This window comes from Pseudomonas sp. RGM 3321, from assembly GCF_022836805.1.
GTDB lineage: Bacteria > Pseudomonadota > Gammaproteobacteria > Pseudomonadales > Pseudomonadaceae > Aquipseudomonas.
Genome location: NZ_JALHBH010000101.1, coordinates 18,556 through 39,581, shown reverse-complemented (window position 1 = coordinate 39,581; position 21,026 = coordinate 18,556). Strand labels below are relative to the sequence as shown.

Below are 21,026 nucleotides of genomic sequence, written 5' to 3'. Positions count from 1 at the left end.
CGCTCATGTCCGCCTGCCAGACTCCTGTCATCGTCGCCCTGGATTTTCCGACCCGTGAAGCCGCCTTGCGGTTGGCTGATCAGCTCGATCCCAAGCTGTGCAGGGTCAAGGTCGGCAAGGAGCTGTTCACCAGTTGCGCGGCCGATATCGTCGAGACCCTGCGCAACAAGGGCTTCGAGGTGTTTCTTGATCTCAAATTCCACGATATCCCCAATACCACGGCGATGGCGGTCAAGGCCGCTGCCGAGATGGGCGTGTGGATGGTCAACGTGCACTGCTCAGGCGGACTGCGCATGATGACGGCGTGCCGCGAAGTGCTGGAGCGGCGCAGCGGTCCTCAGCCACTGCTGATTGGCGTGACCGTTCTGACCAGCATGGAGCGGGAAGACCTTGCCGGTATCGGCCTGGACATTGATCCGCAGGTGCAAGTGCTGCGCCTTGCAGCGCTGGCCGAGAAGGCCGGTATGGACGGTCTGGTCTGTTCGGCGCTGGAAGCGCAGGCCCTGAAAGCGGCTCACCCGTCGTTGCAATTGGTGACGCCCGGCATTCGTCCTGCGGGCAGTGCACAGGACGATCAGCGCCGCATCCTGACCCCACGCCAGGCCTTGGACGCCGGATCCGATTATCTCGTCATCGGCCGCCCGATCAGCCAGGCAGCTGACCCGGCAAAGGCCCTGGCTGCAGTGGTTGCCGAGCTGGCTTGAGTGGACGGACGCACAGCGTCACGCAAGGCACCCCACGCCGAAGCGTGAGGTGTCCGGCCCGCGGGCCTTACTCCACTTTCAAGATCAGCTTGCCCTGGTTCTCACCACTGAACAGCATCTGGAAGGTTTCCGGGAAAGTCTCGAGACCGTCGACGATATGCTCTTTGCTCTTGAGCTTGCCTTCCTTGATCCAGCCCGCCATAACCTGACCGGCTTCAGCGAAGCGCTCGGGGTGGTCGAGTACGATGAAGCCTTCCATGCGTGCACGGTTGACCAGTAGTGACATGTAGTTGGCCGGGCCTTTGATCGCCGTGGTGTTGTTGTACTGACTGATGGCACCGCAGATCACTACACGCGCGCCGACCGCCAACTGGCTGAGCGCCGCGTCCAGAATGTCGCCGCCAACGTTGTCGAAGTACACGTTCACGCCATCCGGACAATGGCGCTTCAAGCCATCCATAACGTCTTCAGACTTATAGTCGATGGCTGCATCGAAGCCCAGCTCCTCGGTCAGCAGACGACATTTTTCCGCGCCTCCTGCGATGCCGACAACCCGGCAGCCCTTGAGCTTGGCGATTTGCCCGGCTACGCTACCGACAGCACCCGCTGCACCGGAAATCACTACGGTGTCACCGCTTTTTGGCTGGCCGACATCCAGCAGCGCCAGGTAGGCAGTCATGCCGGTCATGCCCAGAGCAGACAGATAAAGCGGTAGCGGGGCAAGGCTGGTATCGACCTTGTAAAAACCTTTTGGCTCGCCCACAAAGTAATCCTGAACGCCAAGTGCGCCTTGCAGATGGTCGCCTACGGCAAATTTCGGGTTTTTCGATTCAAGCACTTCGCCCACGCCCAGGGCGCGCATCACTTCGCCCAGCTTTACGGCTGGAATATAGGATTTGCCCTCATTCATCCAGCCACGCATTGCCGGGTCCAGTGACAGGTATTTGTTCCTGACCAGTATCTGGCCTTCGGCAAGTGCGGTGACCGGAGCCTCCTGATAGGTGAAGTCTTCACGGCGCACATCGCCCGACGGACGTTTGGCGAGCAGGAACTGGCGGTTGGAAAGATCAGTCATGGCAGGGGCTCCAGAAAATGGCTCAAAGATGGATTCAAACGCTCGCCGCGTTGCTCAGGCAAGAAGCGATCATCAAGCGAATGCCGTTTGATCCATGTGATTGATAGGAGTCCTTTGCGGCTTTGGCGTTCAGACTGATCTGCGGATGACGCATGCTGACTGCCGATAGGGCTTGAGTCACTTACAGCAGTGCTCTAGATTCATCGCTCTATAAACGCATGGATGACCGTAATGCCAGCTACTTCTACACCGACGCTTCACCCTCAGGTTCTGCGTGCTGGCGACGCCGTGGCGTTGGTGTCGCCTGCCGGGCCGGTTGACTCTGGCAAAATCGACGCTGCGGTCGAAGTACTCAAGGGGTGGGGGCTGCGGCCGCGCGTCTATCCGCATGCACTGGGCAAATACTCATTCTATTCTGGGACCGACGAGGAGCGGCTTGCTGACCTCAACGCCGCGCTGGCTGATCCGGAGATCCGTGCGGTCATCTGCAACCGCGGCGGCTATGGCGTGCAGCGAATTGTCCAGCAGGTGGATATGGACGCTGTGCGTCGTGACCCCAAACTGGTGACCGGCTTTTCCGATATCACCGCGCTGCACGGGGCGCTGTGGAACCATGCGCGTCTAGCTACTGTTCATGGGCCGGTCGCCTCGCAACTGGAACGCGGTGGCCTGTTCGTCAGCGGCATGCACCATGTGCTGATGAGTACCGAGCCGGTATTGCTCAAGGCCGATCCTGGCTCGCCAACGGCGAAGGTCAGAACCGGCGGCATCGCACAGGGCCTGTTGCTGGGCGGCAATCTGTGCATCCTCGATACCTCGGTGGGGACGCCGTTCATGCCCGACATGACCGGTGCGATTTTGCTCATCGAAGAGGTCAACGAACCGGCCTATCGGGTTGACCGCATGCTGACCCATCTGGGTAACTGCGGCATCCTTGCGCGTCTGACGGGTGTCGCGGTGGGCGAGTTCACCCCGGCCGCGAACACCGGCGGCACCATCAGCCCTGCCGATGTGCTGCTGGAACGGCTGGGCAGTCTGGGCATTCCGGTGCTCGGCGGCTTGCCGGTAGGGCATGGAGATCTCAATCAGGCCGTGCCACTGGGAACGCAGGCAATACTTGATGCAGATGCCGGAACCCTGTTGGTATCGGCCACTGCCCGTAGTTGATCGCTCTTTTGCTGTGGGCTTGAGGCAGGCTTATCCAGGCTTGCGTGCATTGAGAATCAGCATGGTCAGCAGGCCCGCAACAATGCCCCAGAATGCCGAACCTATGGAAAACAGCGTCAGCCCCGAGGCCGTCACCATGAAGGTGATCAGGGCAGGTTCGCGTTCCCGGGGCTCGGCCATGGCCACGGTCAGGCCATTGGTGATCGAGCCGAGCAGCGCCAGTGCGGCAATCGAGAGCATCAGTTCCTTGGGGAACGCACTGAACAGACCTGCCAGCGTGGCGTCGAAAATCCCGGCGATTGCGTAGAAAATCCCGGCCCAGATCGCCGCTGTGTAGCGTTTGGACTTGTCTTCGTGGGCATGAGGGCTGGTACAGATAGCGGCGCTGATGGCGGCCAGGTTAATACCGTGGCAGCCGAACGGTGCGGTAAGCAAAGAGGCAAAGCCTGTTACCGATATCAGCGGTGAGGTAGGCGGGTAGTAACCGTCGGCTCGCAACACCGCCACACCGGGCATGTTCTGCGAGGTCATAGCCACCACAAAGAGCGGAATGGCGATGCTGACCGTCGCGGCCCAGGAAAACTCGGGAGTGGTCCAGACCGGCATGGCGACTTGCAGCGCCAGGTCGCTGAAGTTCATTAAGCCCAGCGCACCCGATATCCCGATGCCGACCAGCAGTGCGAGCAGCACCGAATAGCGTGGCGAAAGACGCTTCACCATCAGATACGTAAAAAACATACCCAATACCAGGCTGGTGCGGTGCTGGACGGCGATGAAGATTTCACTGCCGATTCTGAACAGGATTCCCGCCAGCAAGGCCGCAGCCAGCGAGGCTGGCAAACGCCGCACGATACGTTCGAAGCTGCCCGTCACGCCGCACAGAATAACCAGCAGCGCGCTGGTCATGAACGCGCCAATCGCCTGCGGGTATGCCACACCACCCAGACTGATGATCAGCAGTGCGGCACCGGGTGTGGACCACGCGACAGTAATCGGCATGCGGTAGCGCAACGAAAGGCCGATGCTGCACACCGCCATGCCCATGAACAAGGCCCACAGCCAGGAAGAAATCTGCAAGCTGCTCAGACCGGCCGCCTGTCCGGCCTGAAACATCAGCACCAGTGAGCTGGTGCAGCCAGTCATCATGGCAATGAAGCCGGCAACCACCGCAGACGGCGATGAGTCGGTCAGCGGGCGCAATGGTGCCTTGAGGGTTTCGTTCATGCAGGGCGTTCCTTGAAGCGGGCAGGTAGCAAAGGACGCCAAGCCTAAACGCATGACCGCTCGGCTTTACGATACAGCGATATGAGTAAATGCCAGCACAGTTGCGACAGTGGTGTTTATTCGACGTCAGTCCCGATTGGACACGCACCGGATTGCAGTGTCCGGCCCAGCGCCAGGTTGACTGTCATCCAGCCATCCACCGCTTCCTGACCCGCTTCGGCGAACACGCGTTGCAACAGCTTTACCTGTTCACGCCGCAACGCCTGCTCGAAACGTGCACCTTCATCGGTGAGCCCGAGCAGTCGCTTGCGTTTGTCGGTTTCCGGGGCGGTGCTGTGCACCAGGTCCATGCCGATCAGTTGGCGTAACGGGGCATTGAGCGCCTGCTTGCTCACGCCCAATACCGTGAGCAGTTCCTTGACGCTCAGTTCGGGATAGCGAGCGATGAAAAATACAATGCGCTGATGCACGCGACTGAAGCCGCGCTTGGCCAGCATTTCATCAGCCTTGGCAGTGAACGCCTGATAGCCGAAGAAGAAGGCTTCCATGGCCATTTGTTGATTGGCAGGTTTTTTTAAGTCAAGCATGTTGACGTATCCGGGCTGGGCGTCGTAATTTGAGTCAACAAGTTTGACTTATTTTTCTTCGTCTCGGCTACAGGTAAGTGCCATGGCTTTTTCCGAACGCGTTTCCCGTCTGAAAAGTTCTCTGATTCGCGAGATCCTCGCCGCCGCTCAGCGTCCGCAAGTGATGTCATTCGCCGGTGGTCTGCCTGCCGAGTCGATGCTGCCCAAAGTCGAGTGGGCTGACATGCCTGTTTCTCTGGGCCAGTACGGCATGAGCGAGGGCGAACCTGCGCTGCGCGAAGCGTTGGCTGCCGATGCTCGCGCCCTGGGTATTGCTTGCGATGCCAGTCAGGTCATGGTGGTCAGTGGTTCTCAACAGACGCTGGACCTGGCGGCCAAGCTCTACATCGACAAAGGCACCGAGATTCTGCTTGAAGCACCCACTTACCTGGCGGCGCTGCAGATATTTCAGCTATTTGGTGCCGACTGCATCACCGTGCCTCTGCAGGCCGAAGGCCCGGACCTGGTCGCCATGCGTCAGCGCCTGGAGCAGCGCAGGCCCGCTTTCGCCTACCTGATCCCGACCTTTCAGAACCCCTCGGCAGTGCGCTACAGCCAGGCCAGCCGCGATGCGGTTGCGGCGTTGCTTGACGAGTTCGGCGTCACGTTGATCGAGGATGAGCCGTACCGCGAGTTGAGTTTTGACGGTGGCAGTGCAAGGCCGATTGTCAGCGGCCTGAAGAAAGCCAGCTGGATCTATACCGGCACGGTCTCCAAAACGCTGTTGCCCGGCCTGCGTGTGGGTTATCTGATCGCCAGTCCCGATCTGTTTCCGCACTTGTTGCGCCTGAAGCAGTCCGCCGATCTGCATACCAATCGCCTCGGCCAATGGCAGGCCTTGCAGTGGATTGGCACTGAGCACTATCGTGAACATCTGCTGACGCTGTGCGAGTTCTACCGCAGTCGTCGGGATGCATTTGAGGATGCCTTGCAGACGCATTTTTCAGACCTGGCCGATTGGAACAGCCCGCAAGGTGGATTGTTCTTCTGGTTGACTCTGAAACAGCCGCTGGACACCCGTACCTTGCTGGATGCCGCGTTGGCGCAGGACGTCGCGTTCATGCCGGGCGAACCTTTTTTTGCTGACCCGGACGCCAATCACGGCCATCTGCGCCTCAATTTCAGTCATATCGACCCGGCGCGTCTGAATGAAGGCATAAAACGACTGGCGTCCGTGGTCCGTGCGGCACAGAATCTGAAAGCCGCCTGATTCGGTCCGGCAATGCAGGCACATCAAGGGAGCAGGGCGATGTACAAGGTTTATGGCGATTACAACTCGGGCAACTGCTACAAGGTCAAGCTGATGCTTAACCTGCTGGGCAGCGAGTACGAGTGGGTGCCGGTCGATATTCTCAATGGCGAAACCCAGACCCCGGCTTTTCTGGAAAAGAACCCAAACGGCAAGATCCCGGTACTGGAACTGGAAGACGGCACTTGTCTATGGGAGTCCAATGCGATTCTCAATTTTCTGGCTGATGGTTCCAGGTATCTTCCGAGCGAACCGCGCCTGCGCACCCAAGTACTTCAATGGCAGTTTTTCGAGCAGTACAGCCATGAGCCGTCGGTGGCGGTTGCCCGTTTCATCCAGTTCTATCTGGGCTTGCCGGCTGAACGCATGACCGAGTATCGCGCCATGCAGAAGTCCGGTTATCGAGCGCTGGCGGTCATGGAGCAGCAGCTTGATCGCACACCGTTTCTGGTCGGTGAGAATTTCTCCATCGCCGATATCGCCTTGTACGCCTACACCCACGTCGCTCATCAGGGCGGTTTCGATCTGGCACCTTACACCGGAATTCGGCGCTGGCTGGATCGGGTCAAGGCGCAACCGGGTTATGTCGGTATGCTGGATTGATGCACCCATTGGCTGAATAAAAGGAAATTTATGCGCGTTTCAATGGTACTTCTGGCCGCTTTCATCGCGCTGGGTATCGGCTGCTCGGCACAGGCTCAGGATTGTGATGCCAATCAGGCCAGTATGAATCAGTGTGCCGCCAATGAGCTGGCGGCGCTCGATGCCGATCTCAACAAGCAGTACAAGGCGCAGATGACGTGGCTGAAGACGCCGGCCAAAAAGCAGGCGTTCAAGGATGCACAACTGAAGTGGATAGTCCTGCGTGACGCCGATTGCCTGTATCAGGCTGGCAAGCCCGAGGATTCAGGCTCCATCTGGCCGTTGCTGCAGTCGCAATGCCTGGCTGACCAGACCCGCGTGCGCCTCAAGCAGTTGCAAGCCTATGTCGCCTGCCGCGAGGAAGGTTGCCCGCGTTGAGGTACGTTGGGCACGTAGTGTTCAGATCGCGCCGAACCGTTGGTTCAGGTAGTCGATAATCACCTTGGATTCGTACATCCACACGGTTTTGTCGCCTTCTTCGATTCGCAGGCAAGGCACTTTGATTTTACCGCCCTCGTTTAGCAGCGTCTGACGGTCAAGCTCGTTGTTCTTCGCATCGCGCAAAGCAACAGGAACATTGAGACGGTGCAGGGTGCGACGGGTTTTCACGCAGAACGGGCAGGCGTGGAACTGGTAAAGCGTCAGGCCTTGAGCCGCCTCAGCGACAGCCGCCTGGGCCTGCGGATCGCGCTTTTTCTTGCTCGGGCGGGTCAGGAAGTCGATACCAATGACGAGCTGGCCAAGGCCAACTCTTAACGCTTTCATGAACACGGTCATACCTCTTGCGAACAGTGGCGGAAATCGGCCGGGCGTTCAGCGTGCGCCAGGGCACGTGAACGCGGGCTGAACGAGTCACTTGATCAGGCTGAGAAACTCACTGCGAGTGGCAGCGTTTTCACGGAATTCGCCGAGCATCACCGAAGTGATCATGGCCGAGTTCTGCTTCTCGACACCGCGCATCATCATGCACATGTGCTTGGCTTCGATAACCACCGCCACACCCAGTGCACCGGTAACCTGCTGGATGGCCTCGGCGATCTGACGGCTGAGGTTTTCCTGGATCTGCAGGCGGCGGGCGTACATATCAACGATCCGCGCCACTTTCGACAGGCCTAGCACCTTGCCATTGGGAATGTAGGCGACATGTGCCTTGCCAATGAACGGCAGCAGATGATGCTCGCACAGCGAGTACAGCTCGATGTCCTTGACCATGACCATTTCACTGGCATCGGAGCTGAACAGCGCGCCGTTGGTGACTTCTTCCAGCGTTTGCGCGTAACCGCGACACAGGTACTGCATGGCCTTGGCGGCGCGCTTGGGGGTGTCCAGCAGACCTTCGCGCGAGACGTCCTCGCCCAATTGCCCGAGTATGGCGGTGTAATTCTGTTCCAGTGTCACAGGAGTGTGTTTCCGTGTGGGTTTCGATGGGTGCGAGGGCAGGCCCGTCGCCGACGGCGCACATAGTAACTTACGCAAGAGTGCGGGTGCACGGCAGCGCTGTAAATCAACCGGGCGTTATGCATTTTGTATCGTAACGCTTACACGTTGGCGACCAGATCGCTACCCACTTCCCCGGTGCGGCGCTGTCTGAATGTGCAGGTTATTAATCAATTGCCTGTCGAGAGAGTGAATCCGGATGTTGAGTCGAGTAGCAAAAATAGCGTTGTTCGCCATCGTACTGTCGTCGGTTTCCGGCTGCTGGCCGTTTTGGCCAGGCCCGGGCGGACATGGCGGCGGCGGTGGGCATCATGAAGGGGGTGGACCTGGTGGACCTGGTCCGCGCTGAGTAACAGCCGGGCAGCAGATCGCTGTCCGGCAAGAGGGGCGCGAGGAGGATTACTCGTCGCGTCCTTCCATCATGGTGCGTCTGAGTATCACGTACACCGCACCCGCACCGCCATGTTTGGCCAGGCATGAGCAAAAGCCCAGTACTTGCGAATGCTGACGCAGCCAGGTGTTGACGTGGCTTTTGATCATGGGGCGCTTGCCGTCCAGGCGTACCGCCTTGCCGTGGGTAACACGCACGCAGCGTATTTCCAGTCGGGTCGCTTCCGCCAGAAACTCCCACAGCGTCTCACGCGCCACTTCGACGCTCATGCCGTGTAAGTCCAGGCTGCCTTCGAAGCTGATCTGCCCGAGTTTGAGCTTGCGCATCTGGCCTTCCTGCACGCCGTCGCGCGACCAGCTCAGGACATCTTCCGGACCGACATCGATTACGAATTGATCCGACAAACCGTCGACGGTCACCGAATCGGTGCGCACGGTCGCCGACTGACGCAGGCGTGCCAGCATTTTTCGATCGGTCTTGGGTTTGCCGACATCGGCGTGTTCATGCTTGAGCGGCTTTACGCCGCGCGTTTCGCTTCTGAACAGGGAAAAATCGTCGTCTTGCATGGGGCCTCCGCGAAGGAAGCCATTCTAACCGTTCATACGCGAGGGTCAGTTGTGTTTTTTCATCAGGTGCGCAGAGATACTCAAGCCGCTGGCACTGCGCTGACGACGGCAGCGGCGCCATAGCCAGACGCCCACGTACAGCACCAGCAACCCGCCGACAGCGACAAATGCGGCGCCTCCCGGGCTGGCATTCAGCTCGCCAAGCATCTGCGGGTGAATGGTCAGGCTGGATACACCGGCAACGGTCAGCAACACGCCTGACGCCACAAGAAGCAGCGCAATCAGCGTGCCGATGCGTTTGCCCCAGTTGCCCTGACCCCTGGGGCGCAGGCGACGTGCATCGAAACCATCTGACGTTTTCATGCCTTTTCCTCAATAGGTATCGGCTCAATGGAGTATCGGCGCTCTGACCCGGAGAAGGAGGGGTGGTTCCCGCCTCCGGGATGATACGGGCCGGCAAGGGATGGGCGGTTATGTGAATACGCCCACACAACCACTCGTTCCGGCGCAGATCAGATCAGGTCTTTGGTCAGTGCCAGTGTGGCGAAGTTGTCGGCCATGATCGCCATCTCGGTTCTGTGCACCACCTGTGCGCTGACGACGCCGTGCGGGCTCGGCAAGTCGCGGGTTGCGCAGGCGTCGTCGACCAGTGTGCAGCGATAACCGTAGTCCTTGGTAGCGCGAACCGTGGTGCTGATGCTCGAGTGGCTCATGAAGCCGCAGACGATCAGGTCCAGATGACCCAGCTTTTGCAGAAGATCATGCAGGCCGGTGCCATTGAAAGCGTTGGGCAGGCGTTTTTCGACCAGATGTTCGTCGTCTTTTGGTAATAGCTCCGGCACCAGTTGACCGCGCTCGCCCTGTGGGTCGAACAGGCCGCCCACAGTGCCCAGATGGCGAATATGAACAATCGGGCACTTTACCGCACGTGCCTTCTCGACCAATTGGCAGATATTGGCCAGGGCTTCGTCGACGCCGGTCAGGGCCAGCGGGCCGCTGAGGTATTCTTTCTGGGCATCGATGATGATCAGCGTCGCATTGCTCAAATTGGCGGGCGCATGCACCCGGCCGCTGAGTTGGAACATGGTCTTTAAATCGGACATTCACGGGCTCCTTGGTGTGGGGCTTTTGTGACATTGTCCTCTGGCTGAGGCGTTCTGGGAATGGCAACCATCGCAGGCCACGGTTTTTATGGCCTGCAGGGCAGTTGGGGGAGGGTGTGGCTGGCGGTTTGCCTTGATGGCAGTACGCGAATCATGGAAACTTCCACGCCTATCGGGTACGAAGAATGTGCATTGTTCGGAACCAGACTTTTCACCGTGGCTCGTCTTACAGCAGCTCGTCGCCTTTTCAAGGAGTTTGTCCATGATCACTTCCCGTTTGCGTACCGTGCGCGACCATATACGGTGGGCCGTCAGCCGCTTTCACGAGGAAGACGTATTTTTCGGTCATGGCACCGACAATGCCTGGGATGAAGCGCGGCAGTTGGTGCTGGGCGCACTGCACCTGCCTTGGGAAATCGCCGACAGCTACCTGGACTGCCGCCTGGAAGTCGACGAAATATCCGAACTGCAACGCCTGATCAAACGCCGAATCGATGACCGTGTGCCGACTCCATATCTGCTGGGCGAAGCCTGGTTCTGTGGCATGTCGTTCATTGTCGATGACCGCGTCCTGATCCCGCGCTCGCCTATCGCCGAGCTGATCGAAGAGCGTTTCGCGCCCTGGCTGGCCAGCGAGCCAGCCCGGATTCTGGACCTTTGCACCGGCTCCGGTTGCATCGGTATCGCCTGTGCCGATGAGTTTCCGCAAGCTGAAGTGGCGCTGGCTGACCTGTCTTATGACGCGCTTGAGGTGGCTAACCAGAACATCGAACGTCATGGCATGGAGGACCGCGTCTATACCGTGCAGGGCGACGGGTTCGACGGTTTGCCGGGGCAGCGTTTCGACCTGATCGTGTCCAACCCGCCTTACGTGGATGCCGAAGACTTTGCCGACATGCCCGACGAGTATCAGCACGAGCCTGAGCTGGCGCTGGCCTGTGGCAGCGATGGTCTGAACCTGGTACGCCGTATGCTTGCCCAGGCAGCCGATCACCTGAACGAGAAAGGATTGCTGATCGTCGAAGTAGGCAACAGCCAGGTGCACGTGCAGGCGCTGTACCCGGAAGTCGATTTTGCCTGGCTGGACTTCCAGCGGGGTGGTCACGGTGTGTTCATGCTGACTGCAGAACAGTGCCGCAACCATCAGGCGTTGTTCCAGTCGAAGGTTTGATCCAGTCGAAGGTTTGATAGGGAAGACTGAGAGAAGGGGGAGCTGAGATCAGCCCCTTTTTTCATCGGTGGGTCGCGATCCAGATCAACAGTCCCGCCTGAAACACCGCGAAGGTCACCAGGCAGGCAATCGTGAAGCGCAGACCGGCGTCCTCGCGCTTGTACTTGCCGACCCGGTCTTCGTGCTGGCGAATGGTCACTTCCTGTTCGATCAGGTTCTTCTCGGCCTTCTCCAGCATTTGCGAAGCTTCAAGAATTTCGATGATCTGCACCTTGTCGTTGTTCCAGGTGCTGTGCAGGTTGCCGACGTGTACGTCCTTGATGGTGCCTTTCATGTGCTGGGCATCGGCGTACGCCACTTCAAAACCCAGGGTGCGCAGAAAGTGGTCACGGCGCAGGCGTGTGTCTTCGTTCAGGCCGTCCTTGCTCGCCAGCGCTACGCCTTCAATCTTGTAGGATGACCATCTTTTCTGCGCCCAATGCACGGCATGGGCAATCATGAAGCGACCGATGCCACGGTTCCACGGCTCGATCTGCAAGCCTGATTCGGGACCGAAGCGCACAGTACGCTTTTCGTGGTCGGCCCAGACATCCAGATTGTTCTGTTCCTTGCGAACCCGTTGGCCTGGCAGCTGCACATTGATGCGCAACAGGCTCAATTCCTTGCTGTGCCGCTCGGCACGGCCAAACTGCACAAAACGCAAGGGTCGCCCACCCGTGGCGCGGTCGGTGGGCTGTGGTGCCAGACGCAACATCTGAAAGTTCTCGGGCAGAACGTCTTCCCACGGCTGCGGCGGTGCCTGAACCTCGGCTTCTGCGCTTTCGGGTGCTGCAGTGGTTTCAGTCATGATATTCGCGTCAGTCATAATGGTGTCCTTTCCTGGGCCTTGCACCGGGATACTTGCAACGGAACAAAAAGCCAGCAAACTGCTATCGGCCAGATATCCCAAGACTGAAGGGCCTGCAATTATCTGGCGTCAGATTCTTTTTCCGGGTGGTGCAGGGCCTTGATGAAGGCCAGGATCCGCTTGGTCACTTCACTGGCCAGCGGCTGGGTCGGGTTGCGGTAGGACAATAACTGCTGCTGCAGATCGTCGGGCACGATACGCAGCACATGATTCATCCCGTCGATCAGGGCCAGTTCGGCATCCGGTCTGGCTTTTTGCAGCAGCAGGGCATCGCCCACGCCCACCTGAATGTCGTTGCGCCCTTGAACGATCAGCGCCGGAATGTGCACTGCGCCGAAGGCTGCGGCGGGGTCCTGGCGAAACAGCGAGATCAGATACGGCTGGACGCTGGGGCGAAATACCACTTCCAGCTCGGCGGGCACGTTGTCATCGGTCTTGCCTGCCTTGAGTTCATCGAGCAACTGATTGCTTCGTTGCAGCAGGTCCGGTGGCAAGCGCTCCTGAAACTGTTCGCGCAGCACCTGATCGACAGGCCGTCCGGTGCCCGCCACTGAAATCAGCGCCGCTGCACCCACTTTTTCAGCCGCCAGCGTCGCCACCAGCGCACCCTCGCTGTGGCCCAGAAGAATCAGCTGGCCAAGGCGCGGGTTGGCTTTGAGCGCTCTGGCCCAGAGTTGAACGTCGGCAACGTAGCGCTCGACGCTCAGATTGCGTTCATCCGGCGTGACGGCCTTGCTGGCTGCGACGCCGCGTTTGTCGTAGCGCACGCTGGCGATATTGTTTTTGGCCAGAATCACCGCCAGGCGTTTCATGCTGTCGTTGCGTCCACCCTCAGGGTTGTTGCCGTCGCGGTCGGTGGGGCCGGAACCGGCGATGATCAGCACCACCGGGACCGGTTTGTCCGAACGGGGCATCAGCAGCGTGCCGTACAGTTTGCCGTTTTCGGTATCCACCGTGATCGGCCGCTGCACCGCGCTGGGCGCCGCAGCGCTGGCTGTTCCGGCGATAAGGCTCAGGGTCAATGTTATCGGCAGGGCCAGCAGACGCAGCGCGTTTGATACTCGAAGCAGGGAATTACCGGATAACATCGCAAGGCCATCATAGGGAAAGTCTCGCTTGGACGCACGGCGTGACAGAAGGTTCGAGGATGAACTGAACCGCCAGCCTGCGTATACTGGCGCGCTTGGTTTAACGATCTGGTTTTTTGGCTGATTTTTCGGAGCGCCCGCATGTCCGGCAACACTTTCGGCAAGCTGTTCACTGTCACCACCGCCGGCGAAAGCCACGGCCCGGCGCTGGTCGCTATCGTCGACGGCTGCCCGCCGGGGCTGGAGCTGGACCTGCAAGACCTGCAGCGCGATCTGGACCGGCGCAAGCCGGGCACCAGCCGTCACACCACGCAGCGTCAGGAGGCCGATGAGGTCGAGATCCTCTCCGGCGTCTTCGAGGGCAAAACCACCGGTGCCTCCATAGGCCTGCTGATCCGCAACACTGACCAGAAGTCCAAGGACTACTCGGCCATCAAGGACCTGTTCCGTCCGGCCCATGCCGATTACACCTACCACCACAAGTACGGGATCCGCGATTACCGCGGTGGCGGACGCAGTTCGGCACGGGAAACCGCCATGCGTGTGGCAGCAGGAGCGATTGCCAAGAAATACCTGGCAACCCAGGGCATCGTCATTCGCGGCTACATGAGCCAGCTGGGCCCGATCCAGATCCCGTTCAAGACTTGGGATTGTGTCGAAGACAACGCGTTTTTCTGCCCCGACCCTGACAAGGTGCCGGAACTGGAGGCCTACATGGATCAGTTGCGTCGTGATCAGGACTCGGTCGGTGCGAAAATAACGGTGGTGGCCGAAGGCGTAATGCCCGGCCTCGGCGAGCCGATTTTTGATCGTCTGGACGCCGAGCTGGCCCATGCGCTGATGAGCATCAACGCGGTCAAGGGCGTGGAGATCGGTGCCGGTTTCGACTGCGTTGCACAACGCGGCACCGAACACCGCGACGAGATGACCCCACAGGGTTTCCTGTCCAATCAGGCGGGCGGCATTCTCGGCGGCATTTCCTCCGGTCAGCCGATCATTGCGCATCTGGCGCTCAAGCCAACCTCCAGCATCACCACGCCGGGGCGTTCGATCGATACCGATGGCAACGCGGCCGACGTCATCACCAAAGGCCGGCACGACCCGTGTGTCGGTATCCGCGCCACACCGATTGCCGAGGCGATGATGGCCATCGTTTTGCTCGATCATCTGCTGCGTCATCGCGGTCAGAACGCCGATGTGAGCGTCAATACGCCTGTGCTGGGGCAGTTGTAATGCACACTGTCACGGTCGCGGACTGCTAGCGTGACGCAAACATCCGGCGGACAGCTTCCTTACTGGCGGTTGTCCGGCTTTTACGTGTGCTATTTCGCCTTGCTCGGCCTGTCTGCGCCGTTCATGGCCCTTTATCTTCATCACCTGGGGTTTTCCAGCTCACGCATAGGCGAACTGATCGCCATCCCCATGCTGATGCGCTGCGTTGCGCCCAATCTCTGGGGGTGGCTGGGTGATCGCACCGGTTGGCGTCTGACCATTGTGCGTTCTGGCGCCATTTGCACGTTGTTGGCGTTTTCGTTGATTCTGGTCGAAAAAAGCTATACCTGGTTGGCGATGGTCATGGCGCTCTATGCGTTCTTCTGGCACGCCGTCCTTCCGCAGTTCGAAGTCATCACCCTCGCGCACCTGCAAGGCCAGACCTCGCGCTACAGCCAGATCCGGCTGTGGGGCTCGATCGGTTTCATTCTGGCGGTCGTGGTGCTGGGACGGGTGTTCGAATGGTTCAGCCTGGATCTGTTTCCTTACATCGCGCTGGCGGTCATGGCCGGTATCGTCGTCAGCAGCTGGTGGGTGCCGAATGCGCATCCCTCACCGTCGAGCCGTGAAACCGTGTCGGGCGGCTTTCTCAGGCAACTGGCGCGTCCCGGTGTATTGGCGTTCTACCTCAGTGTCGCGCTGATGGTGCTCAGCCATGGGCCGTATTACACCTTTTTGACCCTGCACCTCGAAGCGCTCGGTTACAGCCGTGGCCTGATCGGCCTGCTATGGGCGGTCGGCGTGGTGGCTGAAGTACTGATGTTCATGGTCATGAGCCGGATTCTGCAGCGTTTCTCCGTGCGCCAGGTGCTGTTCGTCAGCTTTCTCCTGGCTGCATTGCGCTGGCTGCTGCTGGGCCTGTTTGCCGATTACCTAACCGCGCTGCTGATTGCCCAGGTGATGCACGCCGCCACGTTCGGCAGCTTTCACGCCGCTGCCATTCATTTCGTGCAAAGTAGCTTTGGCCCGCGTCAGCAAGGACAGGGGCAGGCGCTGTATGCCGCACTGTCAGGCGTGGGTGGCGCGTTGGGTGCTCTGTATTCCGGTTACAGCTGGAACGCGCTGGGGCCAGCCTGGACGTTTGCCATTGCCAGCCTTGCAGCCTTTGCCGCAGCCATCATGATTATCACACCCAAGAAAGAGGAAGGTGTATGAGCCGCGAACAACTTAGCGTGGAAATAATCGAGGCCGGACGCTTCCTGTATGGCCGCGGCTGGTCGCCTGCCACCAGCAGCAATTACTCCGCGCGTCTTTCAGCCACAGAAGCGCTGCTGACCGTATCCGGCAAGCACAAGGGCCAGTTGGGTCCTGACGATGTGCTGGCTACCGATATGGCAGGCAACAGCCTGGAACCCGGCAAAAAACCGTCTGCCGAAACCTTGCTGCATACCCAGTTGTACAGCAGCAGGCCGCAGGTTGGCGCCGTGCTGCACACCCACTCGGTGAATGCGACGGTGCTGTCCAGGCTGACTGCCGCCGATCAGTTGGTGTTCGAGGATTACGAGCTGCAAAAAGCCCTTCATGGCGTGGTCACTCATCAGTCGCAGGTCGTGGTGCCGATTTTCGACAACGATCAGGATATTGCCCGTCTTGCCGCAAAAGTGCAGCCTTGGCTGGACGCCCATCCCGAGTGCGCTGGCTACCTGATCCGCGGTCACGGTCTCTACACCTGGGGGGCAAAAATGAGCGACGCCTTGCGCCAGATCGAAGCGTTCGAGTTTCTGTTCGAATGCGAGCTTAAAATGCGCGCGGTGTTGAACCGTTGAAAACGTCGTATTAAAACCAGCCTGTAAGCCTGACCTGCCTGTAAAAGCCGGAAGGTGGTGCCCCAAACCGAGGATTCATGCCATGAGCAGCCTGTCCGTTTATCACGTTTCAAGCCCTGACACGCCCAACAAGGTGCTGACCCATCTGGAAGATATTGCTTCGACGCTGGCCGAGCACGGCGTGGCGTTCGACCGCTGGGAAGCGGCAGCGCCGATTACTCCCGGTGCCAGCCAGGAAGAAGTGATCAGCGCCTATCGCACCCAGATCGACAAGCTGATGACCGAGCATGGTTATGTCACCGTAGACGTCATCAGCCTTAACAGTGACCACCCGCAAAAAGCCGAATTGCGCGCCAAATTTCTTGAAGAGCATCGGCATGGTGAGGACGAAGTACGCTTTTTCGTCGCCGGGCGGGGCTTGTTCACATTGCACATCGACGACTATGTGTACGCCGTGCTGTGTGAAAAGAACGACCTGATTTCCGTACCGGCCGGCACCCGGCACTGGTTCGATATGGGCGAGAACCCGCATTTCGTTGCCATCCGCCTGTTCAATAATCCGGAAGGCTGGGTGGCGAATTTTACCGGTGAAGACATTGCTGGCCGTTTTCCACGGCTGGAAGACTGACAGGAGCCCGATTCTGATGCCCATCAAAGCTATCCTCACGGATATTGAAGGCACCACCAGTGCAGTGAGTTTCGTTTTCGACGTGCTGTTTCCGTTTGCCAAAAAGCACCTGCCCGGGTTCGTTCGACAAAACGCCGTACAACCGGAAGTGGCGTCGCAGCTGCAAGCAGTACGCACCGAGGCCGGCGAGCCTGATGCCGATGTCGAGCGGGTTATTGCAATACTGCTGGAATGGATTGCCGAAGACCGCAAGGCCACGCCGCTCAAGGCGTTGCAGGGCATGATCTGGGAGCAGGGCTATAGCGCCGGACAGCTCAAGGGCCATGTTTATCCGGATGCTGTCGATGCCTTGAAACACTGGCATCAACAGGGCTACAGGCTTTACGTTTATTCCTCGGGCTCAATTCAGGCTCAGCAATTGATTTTCGGCTGTTCCGAGGCGGGCGATCTGTCCGGTCTGTTCAGTGGTTACTTTGATACGACGTCCGGCCCCAAACGCGAAGAGCAGTCCTACCGGACGATTGCGCAGGCAATCGAGTGTCCTGCCGAGGACATTCTGTTCCTCTCGGATATTGTCGAAGAGCTCGATGCAGCGAAGGCGGCCGGCATGGTCACCTGCGGTCTGGCGCGTGACGGCGGGGTGCTTGCGGGCCACAAATACGTAGGCAGTTTCGCGCTCATCGACCCTGCTTCTTTCTAAACGACGTCAGCCTGTCGTGCGCGGTATTGTCCTGATGCCGCAGCATGCAAATCTGCCTGCCGCAAGGCTTGCACGCTATTTTCTGTAGGGAGCGTCCCGCTTTTGAGTGGGACGTTGCCTGCCTGAAAGTGCGTTGAATCTGTTTGTTCTGCTCGTCATTCTTCAACACGATTATTCGTGTAAGTTCTGCGCCCATCGCCCCCTGAGTCACGGACAACACCTGTACCGATTCACGGGCGCATAAGGAGCGGCAGCGGATGTGCAGTGCCATTACAGAAAGCGCAAGCAGGGACTTATTGATACAGCAGATGGTAAGTACGATCAGCGAACTCGACGGCCAGACAGCCATCGAGAATGCCCTTGAATGGCTAAGACGCGAATGCAGCAGTGAGCGGGCGATGTTCTATCAGTTCAAGGGCCCGATGCTGCTGACGTTTATTACATGCAATGTCGATGATGCCTGGGGCCAGGCTTATCGCCAGCGCGAGTTGATCACCCAGGACCCGGTCATCCGCTGTTATCGCAATCAGTTGGGGTTTGTAAACTGGCAGGATGCATTCAGACAGTATCCGGTGTCAGCGTGTTACAACGAAATCGTTGATACGTGCGAACTGCTTCCGGCCATTTCCTATGGCTACACGAACCATTGCCGTGGCGCCGACAGTGTCACTTCGGTTTGTACGCTGGGTGAAGTGGGGCGAGCGATCTCCGCTGAACAAAAATACCTCATGAGCAGTCTCATGCCAGTGCTGCACAGCGTTGCGCGAGGTTTGAAGTTCTGTTCTCGTGGTTTGACCCATCGGGAGCTGGAGGTACTGCAGTGGGCCAGGGATGGAAAAACTGCCTGGGAGATCTCAATGATCCGCGACGTGTCGGAGTCAACGGTGAAGTATCACCTCAAGACCATCTATTCCAAGCTGGGTGTTGCCAATAGGGCGCAGGCGGTAGGCGAAGCGCTTTGCCGGGGGCTGATCAGGTAGTCAACACCTGAAAATGCGCTCAAAAAATGCGAGCAAAAAAAGCCGCGAGAACAAAGTGTAATCGCGGCAAACAAGGGATGAGAGAGCGTACAGCGGGTGCCACCTGTCAAGGTGGCGGGAAAATCAACGAGTGTGGTAAGTCGGCAGGTCAAAACGATGCTGACTTTGCAGCATCGAAATAGCCGGCAATTCGCTGGCTTGTGCAGCCAGGTCGCGGCGGATAGCGCTGATTACCCATTCCAGTTGGACCGGAGTGTGCAACTGAGCATAAGACACGGAGCGACGGATCTGCTTGCCATCGTGAGTACGCAGTGACAACAGAACACCACCATCAGGACGTGGCTGAGTGGTAACGGTGTAGTCGGAGAATACAGAAGCAAATTTTTCTTGAATAAAAGTCATGTCAGGCGGCTCCATTGCTCATGGGATAATAAGCTTGGAAGTACTATTGCAGTGTCTGTGCCAGTCTTTGCACTTGAATTAAATCCTTTAAAATCAATAGCTTGAAATATTCTCTATTTTAAGCCTTCGTGCATTTTGCATGAACACCCCTCGTGCACCCTGCATTTTGCCGTTTCCTGCACGATGGGTATCGGGCAGAAGAGGGATTGCATGGATTGCAGTGATCAGGAGCAGGCATTGCGCATCCGCATCGATGCTGATCGAACAGCTTGCGAGACTTGAGGTCAGTGTGTGTATCGACGCCGGGTCAACGCATGCCCGGAGTACCGTACGCCAAGGAGTAGTTAATGACCGATACAGATATCAGCGCTTCGAAAACCATGACTGAAGACGAAGCTGCCGAGTTCGCCGAGCAGGTATTCGATGTGGCTCGCCAGGGAAATGCAGTCATGTTGGAGCGTCTGCTTGAAAAGGGCCTGCCCGCAGACTTGCGCAACCACAAGGGCGACACGCTGCTGATGCTGGCCAGTTATCACTGTCATGCGGATGCGGTCCGGGTGCTGCTGAACCACAAGGCTGACCCTGAAATTCGTAACGATAACGGCCAGAGCCCCATCGCTGGCGCAGCGTTCAAGGGGGATCTGGCGGTGGTCAGGTTGCTGGTCGAGGCGGGTGCCGATATAGACGGCGCTTCTGCCGATGGCCGTACCGCATTGATGATGGCGGCGATGTTCAATCGCAACGAAATAGTCGATTACCTGATCAGCCAGGGCGCGGACCCGCATGCCACTGATGCCAAGGGCATCACTGCACTGGGCGCCGCTCAGGCAATGGGCGCAACCGTCACCATCGAGCAGTTGAGCAAAATGGGCGTGCAGCCAGTCCGGTCCTGACAGCAAGGCATGAACACATAGAGGCGCGATGGATTTACCGTTATCTGTAACTGTTCGGGAATGCTCATCTGCGCAAAACAAAGCTCTGGCGTCCTCCACGTTCGCATGGAACCGAATCCGGCCCAGAGTCCACCCAAGCTCCGTACTAGAAACATACCGTCGGAGTGCAATCAGCATGAATAGAGTTTCCGGTAGCTCGTCAGCGACCTGGCAGGCAGTCAACAATCTTGTGGAGCAAGTGAGCGAGAGAACCACGTTGTCCACGACAGGTTATCAGACCGCAATGGGCCGCTTGAACAAACCTGAAAAATCGGATGCGGATGCGCTAATGACTGTGAGGAGGGCGCAACAGTACACGGACAGCGCGAAGCGAACTTATATTTCGGAAACGCTGATGAATCTGGCAAATTTGCAGCAAGGGAAAATCTATCGCACCAACAGTGGAAACTTGCGTGGCGCGATTGAGATGACGCCTACGCAACTCACCGATTGCGTACGGAAGTGTCGCGAAGAGGGGTTCTCCAATTGTGACATACAGGCGCTGGAAATCGGCTTGCACCTTCGCCATAAGCTAGGGATCTCAGATTTCACCATCTACAGCAACCGCAAGTTAAGCCACAATTATGTGGTGATTCACCCGAGCAATGAATTTCCGAAAGGCGCGATTGTAGACTCTTGGACGGGACAGGGCGTGGTGGAGCTGGACTTCAAGACTCGGTTGAAATTCAAGCACCGGGAAGAGAACTATTCAGTAAATGCCAATATGCATGAGTGGATAGAGAGATACGGCCAAGCGCATGTGATTGACTAAATCCTGAATCCACGACATCCCGAGCACTCATGCCGCGAAGTCGTGTGCACGTTGAACTGAACAAGGGTGAGGCATGTAACGCTCGTCTGGCCAAGGTGGTGTTCTCCAGCCGCCTTTGTGCTGTGAGATACGGGCTTCGGGGAGCAGTGAAGCAGAAAGTGCACTTAAGCCCTAAGCCCCGTTCCTGTCCGTAAACCTTTGTGCTGCTTGCTCGGCTCGACAAA

General features: G+C 58.4%; 25 protein-coding genes. 14 read left to right on the top strand and 11 right to left on the bottom strand.

The annotated features are described in order from the left end of the window. Nucleotides 1-5 precede the first annotated feature (5 nt). Nucleotides 6-704 carry an orotidine-5'-phosphate decarboxylase gene (gene pyrF / locus RGM3321_RS08675; RefSeq protein ID WP_058402064.1) on the top strand — a complete coding sequence of 233 codons (699 nt, stop codon included), beginning with the start codon at nt 6-8 and terminating at the stop codon, nt 702-704. 67 nt (nt 705-771) lie between these two features. Here pyrF and RGM3321_RS08670 read toward each other — a convergent pair whose 3' ends face one another. Continuing rightward, the gene (locus RGM3321_RS08670) at nt 772-1,779 is read right to left on the bottom strand and encodes an NADP-dependent oxidoreductase (protein WP_244392626.1); all 1,008 of its coding nucleotides are present in this window, start codon (nt 1,777-1,779) and stop codon (nt 772-774) included. Nucleotides 1,780-2,001: 222 nt separating this feature from the next. Between RGM3321_RS08670 and RGM3321_RS08665 the strand changes: the two genes are divergently transcribed. Next, the gene (locus RGM3321_RS08665; RefSeq protein WP_244392624.1) at nt 2,002-2,946 is read left to right on the top strand and encodes an LD-carboxypeptidase; all 945 of its coding nucleotides are present in this window, start codon (nt 2,002-2,004) and stop codon (nt 2,944-2,946) included. 30 nt (nt 2,947-2,976) lie between these two features. Here RGM3321_RS08665 and RGM3321_RS08660 read toward each other — a convergent pair whose 3' ends face one another. Together RGM3321_RS08660 and RGM3321_RS08655 are read right to left on the bottom strand one after the other, a co-directional pair. Then, complete coding sequence (locus RGM3321_RS08660; RefSeq protein WP_244392622.1) at nt 2,977-4,170, bottom strand: benzoate/H(+) symporter BenE family transporter; 1,194 nt, start codon at nt 4,168-4,170, stop codon at nt 2,977-2,979. A gap of 116 nt (nt 4,171-4,286) precedes the next feature. Continuing rightward, complete coding sequence (locus RGM3321_RS08655; protein ID WP_244392621.1) at nt 4,287-4,757, bottom strand: MarR family transcriptional regulator; 471 nt, start codon at nt 4,755-4,757, stop codon at nt 4,287-4,289. A gap of 82 nt (nt 4,758-4,839) precedes the next feature. Here RGM3321_RS08655 and RGM3321_RS08650 point away from each other — a divergent pair, with 82 nt between their 5' ends. The 3 genes from RGM3321_RS08650 to RGM3321_RS08640 are packed head-to-tail and all read left to right on the top strand — an operon-like array spanning nt 4,840 to nt 7,065. Beyond that, nucleotides 4,840-6,006, top strand: coding sequence for a PLP-dependent aminotransferase family protein (locus RGM3321_RS08650; protein WP_244392620.1), 1,167 nt, complete (start codon nt 4,840-4,842; stop codon nt 6,004-6,006). 39 nt (nt 6,007-6,045) lie between these two features. After that, nucleotides 6,046-6,648: a glutathione S-transferase family protein gene (locus tag RGM3321_RS08645; protein ID WP_002552833.1), complete on the top strand. Its 603-nt coding sequence runs from the start codon at nt 6,046-6,048 to the stop codon at nt 6,646-6,648. A gap of 30 nt (nt 6,649-6,678) precedes the next feature. Beyond that, entirely contained in the window at nt 6,679-7,065 is a 387-nt protein-coding gene (locus RGM3321_RS08640; protein WP_244392618.1) for a lysozyme inhibitor LprI family protein, read from the top strand. A 21-nt stretch (nt 7,066-7,086) separates the two neighbouring features. On the opposite strand, the gene RGM3321_RS08635 is transcribed toward RGM3321_RS08640, so the two are convergent. The 5 genes from RGM3321_RS08635 to RGM3321_RS08615 form a co-directional block, all read right to left on the bottom strand. Beyond that, entirely contained in the window at nt 7,087-7,464 is a 378-nt protein-coding gene (locus RGM3321_RS08635) for a glutathione S-transferase N-terminal domain-containing protein (RefSeq protein ID WP_244392617.1), read from the bottom strand. A 75-nt stretch (nt 7,465-7,539) separates the two neighbouring features. Further along, nucleotides 7,540-8,085 (bottom strand): GTP cyclohydrolase I FolE, encoded by a 546-nt coding sequence (folE, locus tag RGM3321_RS08630; RefSeq protein ID WP_002552836.1) that lies wholly within the window; start codon nt 8,083-8,085, stop codon nt 7,540-7,542. Nucleotides 8,086-8,523: 438 nt separating this feature from the next. Continuing rightward, the gene (locus RGM3321_RS08625) at nt 8,524-9,081 is read right to left on the bottom strand and encodes a Smr/MutS family protein (protein ID WP_002552837.1); all 558 of its coding nucleotides are present in this window, start codon (nt 9,079-9,081) and stop codon (nt 8,524-8,526) included. 45 nt (nt 9,082-9,126) lie between these two features. Beyond that, entirely contained in the window at nt 9,127-9,444 is a 318-nt protein-coding gene (locus RGM3321_RS08620) for a hypothetical protein (RefSeq protein WP_058401994.1), read from the bottom strand. 149 nt (nt 9,445-9,593) lie between these two features. Then, on the bottom strand, nt 9,594-10,184 hold the full coding sequence (locus RGM3321_RS08615) for a cysteine hydrolase family protein (protein WP_002552839.1): 591 nt from the start codon (nt 10,182-10,184) through the stop codon (nt 9,594-9,596). A gap of 262 nt (nt 10,185-10,446) precedes the next feature. On the opposite strand from RGM3321_RS08615, the gene prmB reads away from it, so the two are divergent. Continuing rightward, nucleotides 10,447-11,355, top strand: coding sequence for a 50S ribosomal protein L3 N(5)-glutamine methyltransferase (gene prmB, locus RGM3321_RS08610; protein WP_244392616.1), 909 nt, complete (start codon nt 10,447-10,449; stop codon nt 11,353-11,355). A gap of 61 nt (nt 11,356-11,416) precedes the next feature. On the opposite strand, the gene RGM3321_RS08605 is transcribed toward prmB, so the two are convergent. Continuing rightward, entirely contained in the window at nt 11,417-12,220 is an 804-nt protein-coding gene (locus tag RGM3321_RS08605) for a hypothetical protein (protein WP_080395078.1), read from the bottom strand. Between the two features lie 101 nt (nt 12,221-12,321). After that, a complete protein-coding gene (locus RGM3321_RS08600; protein ID WP_244392615.1) occupies nt 12,322-13,350 on the bottom strand; it encodes an alpha/beta fold hydrolase in 1,029 nt (342 codons plus the stop codon). Nucleotides 13,351-13,491: 141 nt separating this feature from the next. Between RGM3321_RS08600 and aroC the strand changes: the two genes are divergently transcribed. The 6 genes from aroC to RGM3321_RS08570 all read left to right on the top strand — a co-directional run bounded on the left by aroC (nt 13,492) and on the right by RGM3321_RS08570 (nt 18,696). Next, a complete protein-coding gene (gene aroC / locus RGM3321_RS08595) occupies nt 13,492-14,583 on the top strand; it encodes a chorismate synthase (RefSeq protein WP_244392614.1) in 1,092 nt (363 codons plus the stop codon). 30 nt (nt 14,584-14,613) lie between these two features. Next, entirely contained in the window at nt 14,614-15,777 is a 1,164-nt protein-coding gene (locus RGM3321_RS08590; protein ID WP_244392613.1) for an MFS transporter, read from the top strand. After that, nucleotides 15,774-16,388 (top strand): methylthioribulose 1-phosphate dehydratase, encoded by a 615-nt coding sequence (locus RGM3321_RS08585; protein WP_244392612.1) that lies wholly within the window; start codon nt 15,774-15,776, stop codon nt 16,386-16,388. The genes RGM3321_RS08590 and RGM3321_RS08585 overlap by 4 nt, the downstream gene beginning before the upstream one ends. A gap of 82 nt (nt 16,389-16,470) precedes the next feature. Continuing rightward, nucleotides 16,471-17,016 carry an acireductone dioxygenase gene (locus tag RGM3321_RS08580; protein WP_054076416.1) on the top strand — a complete coding sequence of 182 codons (546 nt, stop codon included), beginning with the start codon at nt 16,471-16,473 and terminating at the stop codon, nt 17,014-17,016. 16 nt (nt 17,017-17,032) lie between these two features. Further along, the gene (gene mtnC / locus RGM3321_RS08575) at nt 17,033-17,716 is read left to right on the top strand and encodes an acireductone synthase (protein WP_244392611.1); all 684 of its coding nucleotides are present in this window, start codon (nt 17,033-17,035) and stop codon (nt 17,714-17,716) included. 257 nt (nt 17,717-17,973) lie between these two features. Then, a complete protein-coding gene (locus RGM3321_RS08570) occupies nt 17,974-18,696 on the top strand; it encodes a helix-turn-helix transcriptional regulator (RefSeq protein ID WP_244392610.1) in 723 nt (240 codons plus the stop codon). A 123-nt stretch (nt 18,697-18,819) separates the two neighbouring features. Here the strand turns inward: RGM3321_RS08570 and RGM3321_RS08565 are convergent, their stop codons facing one another. Further along, the gene (locus tag RGM3321_RS08565) at nt 18,820-19,098 is read right to left on the bottom strand and encodes a DUF3509 domain-containing protein (RefSeq protein WP_002552849.1); all 279 of its coding nucleotides are present in this window, start codon (nt 19,096-19,098) and stop codon (nt 18,820-18,822) included. Nucleotides 19,099-19,445: 347 nt separating this feature from the next. Here RGM3321_RS08565 and RGM3321_RS08560 point away from each other — a divergent pair, with 347 nt between their 5' ends. Both RGM3321_RS08560 and RGM3321_RS08555 read left to right on the top strand, forming a co-directional pair. Next, nucleotides 19,446-19,991: an ankyrin repeat domain-containing protein gene (locus tag RGM3321_RS08560; RefSeq protein ID WP_244392608.1), complete on the top strand. Its 546-nt coding sequence runs from the start codon at nt 19,446-19,448 to the stop codon at nt 19,989-19,991. Between the two features lie 175 nt (nt 19,992-20,166). Further along, nucleotides 20,167-20,802: a type III effector gene (locus tag RGM3321_RS08555; RefSeq protein WP_244392605.1), complete on the top strand. Its 636-nt coding sequence runs from the start codon at nt 20,167-20,169 to the stop codon at nt 20,800-20,802. The last annotated feature ends 224 nt before the right edge of the window (nt 20,803-21,026 follow it).